Here is a 3,321-nt window from a genome sequence, read left to right as displayed (position 1 = left end):
CGCCGGTGCGCCGGCCAGCCGCCGCAGGGCGGCCGCTAGCGCCGGCGCATGGCCGGGTTGCACCGCCAGGCCGCAGCCGCCCTCCCGCAGCAGCACGGCGGCACGGCCGGGCACGTTGGTGACCATCGGCAGCCCGGCGGCCAGCCCTTCGGAGAGCTTGTTCGGCGCTGTCCACTCGGCGAAGTCAGGCACCGGCGCCAGGCAGAGCAGGCCGATATCGGCGCCGGCCAGCAGGGCGGCGAGGCGCGGCTTCGGCAGCGGGTCCAGGAAGCCGACCGGCAGCGCCTCCGCCGCCGCGCGCGCCATCAGCGCCGGCTTGCAGGCACCCTCGCCGACCAGCAGCAGGCGGATGGCGCTGCCGCGCAGCAGCGCCGCGGCATCGAGCAGCGCATCGAGCCCGTTCGCCACGCCATGCGCGCCGGCATAGACGGCCAGCACCTCCTCGGGCGCGATGCCTGGCGGTCGCCAGGGCGCGACATGCGGCCCGAACAGCGCGAGGTCGGCGCCCTGCGGCAGCACATGCACATGCAGGGGCTGCGCGCCATGCGACAGGGCGGTACCGGCCATGCCGTCGGTCAGCGCGACCACCGCGCTGGCCTCCCGGCACGCCGCATCGGCCAGCCGCGCCATGGCAGCCAGCACCGGCCGCGGGACGCCGGCACCGCCCGCCGAGAGCGCGCGCGGCAGCTCCGGCCAGGGGTCACGGATCTCGAAGACGAAGGGCACGCCGCGCAGCCGGCGCGCCGCCAGGGCCGGGAGCGCCACGGTCAGCGGCGTGGAGGAGGCGAGCACGAGGTCCCACGGTTCGCGCAGCGCGATGCGCGTCGTGCGGGCGGCGAAGCGCAGGAAGGCACGCGTGCGTTGCATCAGGCTCTGCGCATTGCCGCAGGGGATGTCGAATTCGCGCACGTCGAAGCCTGCGAGCGTGCCGCGGCGCTCGCCGTGCCGGAACGGCGCGGCCAGGCCGGTGACCGCTCCCCGGTAGCGCCCGCAGGCGAGCGTCACCGCGTGCCCCGCCGCCGCCAGCGCGGCCGCGTGGTGGAAGGACCGCGTCGCGGTGCTGCCCTCTGGCGCGGAGAAGTGCTGGTGCAGGTAGAGGATGCGCATGGTCCTGGCGGGGCTGGCTCGTCCGGAGCAGGGTCGTTACGCTGTGCTCAGCGCAAATCGCGCTGGGGAGATTTGCCGGTGCCGATGGCGCAGCAGACGGAGGTGGCGGTCCTCGGCGCGGGCCTGATGGGCTGCTGCGCGGCGCTGGCGCTCGCCGAACGCGGCTGCCGCGTGACGCTGTTCGAGCGCCGGACCGAGGCACTGACGGAAGCCAGCTGCCATGGCGAGGGCAAGCTCCATCTGGGCTTCGTCTATGCGGCCGATGCGTCCTTCCGCACCGCCGCCCTGATGCAGCGCGGCGCCGCTTCCTTCCTGCCGACGCTGTCGCGCTGGCTGCCCGCGGACAAGATCGCGGGGCTGGCCTCCGAACCGTTCGTCTATGCCGTGCACCGGGACACGCAGGTGCCCGTGCCGGCGATCGCAGCGCATTTCGCCCGCATCGCCGAAACCTGGCGCGGCGAACCGCGCTGGGCCGCATCGGAACGGCTGGACGAGGCGGAGCTCGCGGCGCGCTACGACCCGGCGCATGTCGTCGCCGCCTTTCGCACCGGCGAGGTGGCGATGGACACGCCGCAGGTGGCGAGGCTGCTGGGCGCCGCGGTCGCCGCGGCGCCGCGCATCACGCTGCGCACCGGCGTGACGGTGGAGGCGGTGCGGCCGCGCGGCGGCGGGCACGAGGTCGTCGGCCAGGATGCGGATGGACCGCTGCGCGACGGGCCGTACGGCACGGTCGTCAATTGCCTCTGGGCGAACCGCACGGCGGTGGACGCGGCCTCCGGCTTCGCGCCGCCGGCGCCCTTCCTCAACCGCTCGAAGGTCGGCGTGACCTTCCGCTGCCCGCCCGCGATCGCCGCCGCGCTGCCCAGCACCACCTTCGTGCTGGGGCCCTTCGGCGACATCGTGGCCTGGCCGGACGGGCGCATCTACCTGTCCTGGTATCCGGTCGGCATGGTCGGCATGCGTCGCGACACGCGGCAGCTGGACTGGCAGGCGATCCGCGCCGCGATCGACCGTCCGGCCATCGCACGCGCGACGATCGCCGCGCTGGCCGCGCTCTGCCCGGCCGTGGCAACGGCAGCGGAGGCCGCGCTGGACGTGCCGGACGTCGATGGCGGGACGATCTTCGCGCTCGGCGCGACGGACATCGACGATCGCGGCAGCCGTCTGCACCAGCGGCACGAGGTGGGCCTGGTCGCCTCGCGCGGCGGCTACCACAGCGTGGACACCGGGAAATACACGCTGGCGCCGCTGCTGGCGCTCGAGGTCGCGGAGCGCATCGCACCGCGCCGTGCCGCCGCGGCGGAGTGACGCGGCGCGATGCGGCCAGGCATCACGGTCTGCATCCCGAGCTGGAACGGTGCAGCCTTCATCGGCGAGACGCTGGCCGCCGTCGCACGGCAGACGGTGCGGGACCTGCGCGTGCTGGTCTCGGTGGATGGCAATGACATGGCGACGGCCGAAGCGTGCCGCCCCTTCATGGCGGATCCGCGCTTCGGCCTGGTGGTGCAGCCTCGGCGGCTCGGCTGGGTGGGGAACACCAATGCGCTGATCGCGGCGGTGGAGACCGGCTTCTTCGCCATCATGCCGCATGACGACCTGCCGGAGCCGGACTGGCTGGCCACGCTGCTCCGCGTGCTGCGCCGGCAGCCGCAGGCGGTTTGCGCCTTCGGCGACGTCGAGGCCTTCGGCGCCGCGACCGGCCGGCATGTGCAGCGCCCGGTGGCGGGGTCGCTGACGCGACGGATGCTGGAGACCGTGCTGGAACAGCACCCCTGCGTCGCCTATCGCGGCCTGGTGCGGCGCCGCGACGACGCCGACCGCCCGCTGATCCCGACCGGCCTGCCGGGCGACGTGATGGCGGACACCGCCTGGATCGCGGAGCTCGCCCGCCGCGGCGAACTCCGGCGCGTGCCGCGCGTGCTGGTGCACAAGCGCTTCCATCGCGGCAACACGCACACGGGCTGGGCGAGGCTGCCGCCCGCCGCGCGTGCCGGTTCGGCCGCCGCGCTGCTCCACCGCATGCGCGCCGCGGCACTGGATGCGGTCGGGCGGGACGAGGCGGCACGCGCGCTGGTGAACACCGCCACGCTGCTGCGGCTGTTCGGCTGCGGCGCCACGCTGATGCCGGATCATGACCTGCCGGACCCGGCGGTGTCCGCGGCCTTCTGGCGCGGCCTGCCGCCGAGCGACGAGCTCCGGCCGCTCGCCGCGCCT

At 75.1% G+C, this 3,321-nt stretch carries 3 protein-coding genes; 2 read left to right on the top strand and 1 reads right to left on the bottom strand.

The window, feature by feature from the left end; all coding sequences use genetic code 11:
* On the bottom strand, window positions 1-1,107 hold a 1,107-nt coding region (locus tag OZN99_RS28125; protein ID WP_270938528.1), incomplete at its 3' end, for a glycosyltransferase family 4 protein.
* An 84-nt stretch (window positions 1,108-1,191) separates the two neighbouring features.
* Here OZN99_RS28125 and OZN99_RS28120 point away from each other — a divergent pair.
* Both OZN99_RS28120 and OZN99_RS28115 read left to right on the top strand, forming a co-directional pair.
* Window positions 1,192-2,415, top strand: a complete 1,224-nt coding sequence (locus OZN99_RS28120) for an NAD(P)/FAD-dependent oxidoreductase (protein WP_270938529.1) — start codon at window positions 1,192-1,194, stop codon at window positions 2,413-2,415.
* A gap of 9 nt (window positions 2,416-2,424) precedes the next feature.
* Window positions 2,425-3,321, top strand: an 897-nt coding sequence (locus OZN99_RS28115; RefSeq protein ID WP_270938527.1) for a glycosyltransferase family 2 protein, incomplete at its 3' end; no start/stop codon positions are given.

The sequence above is a fragment of the Falsiroseomonas oryzae genome (assembly GCF_027856955.1).
Lineage (GTDB): Bacteria > Pseudomonadota > Alphaproteobacteria > Acetobacterales > Acetobacteraceae > Falsiroseomonas > Falsiroseomonas oryzae.
Note: the sequence above shows the minus strand (reverse complement) of the source record. Positions and strands in the feature narration are given on the sequence as shown.